This is a genomic window from Deinococcus marmoris (assembly GCF_001949125.1).
Classification (GTDB): Bacteria; Deinococcota; Deinococci; order Deinococcales; family Deinococcaceae; genus Deinococcus; species Deinococcus marmoris_A.
This window is the reverse complement of sequence record NZ_MSTI01000096.1, coordinates 1-1146: the sequence shown is the minus strand read 5'-3', so window position 1 is coordinate 1146 and position 1146 is coordinate 1. Positions and strand designations below refer to the sequence as shown.

The window sequence follows — 1146 nt, the reverse complement described above, 5'->3', positions numbered from 1 at the left end:
TGCTTGAAGCTGTTCCCGCGCGTCACGTGCTCCACGATGCTCTCCACCCGCTCCCAGGGGAGTTTCACGTTCCACAGGGCAGTGCCTTTGAGTTCACTAAATTCCCGGGTGCAGGTCGAGCAGCGGAGCAACCGGCGTGGCCCCGAGCGCGTGTTGTACCACTTGCGGTGACGAATATTCCCGAGACCTGACTGTCCAGCGGCTGGACAGGCGGGGTTAAGGCAGCGGAAACTGTCGAGTGAGGGTGATTGCATACGTCCGGGGATACGCCCCGGACGCCCCTCATGTCAGGCATGTCGGTTATGATTCCAGCCTTCTACCGAACAGATCAGGCAGAGCGTTTGGGAATCAGCCGCACTTCCACATCCATTTCCAGCGCCTCGGCCATGCGCCGGATGGTTTCCATGCCGTGGGCGTGGTAATCAGGGCTGAGCCAGCGTGAGACCACGGGCGGCGTGACACCCAGCTCCTGCGCCATCTGTGCGCCGCTCATCCGCCGCAGCCGCAGGGCACGCCGCAATTCCAGACTGACCGGATCGGGAGCGGGGGCCAGGGGCTGATATTCCAGTTCTACCGCTGTGCTATCTGATGCTGCGTTACTTAATGCCTGTGCAATCAGAATTTCCAGATCACGCATGACCTTTAGAGAAAAGCCCAGCTCCTCCCCGGAGGCATCAAACGTGGTGGGAACGTTCAGAATCCTGATCCTGGTACCGCTCGTCTGCGTTTCGTAGGTGGTGAACATTGGTCTTTGCCTCCTTATGGTCAATTTGCCATGACTGTGACTACCACGTAATACGGACTCCGATTAAATCTTGTAGACTGTCCAGATCAAAAAATTCTTCTCTTCCATCCAACTCCAGCACTCCGCTGACGACTTCTGGGCCATTTATCGGGCCAGTACCTGCGCTGTGGAGCGGCGCAGAGCGCAGTTCTTTGCCTTCCTTGCGGAAGGCAGAACAGAAACTGAGCTTTTGGAACTGACCAAATACTCCGTCTCTGGGGCGCGTCACATTTTGCAGCGGTATCACACCCTGGGGCTGGACGGTTTAGGGGATGGCCGGGCGCACAACCAGGGCGCACCCACGGTGCTGAGTCCAGATGAACAACAGCAGCTTGCTGTCCACCTGCGACACGATTTTGATC

1 protein-coding gene is annotated in these 1146 nt (G+C 57.9%); it reads right to left on the bottom strand.

Annotated elements, in window-relative coordinates; all coding sequences use genetic code 11:
- Nucleotides 1-328 precede the first annotated feature (328 nt).
- A complete protein-coding gene (locus BOO71_RS14740; protein ID WP_075833689.1) occupies nt 329-745 on the bottom strand; it encodes a helix-turn-helix domain-containing protein in 417 nt (138 codons plus the stop codon).
- Nucleotides 746-1146 lie beyond the last annotated feature (401 nt).

Coding starts and splice junctions, on each gene's coding strand:
- BOO71_RS14740 (WP_075833689.1), bottom strand. CDS start 745: ATGTTCACCACCTACGAAACGCAGACGAGCGGTACCAGGATCAGGATT.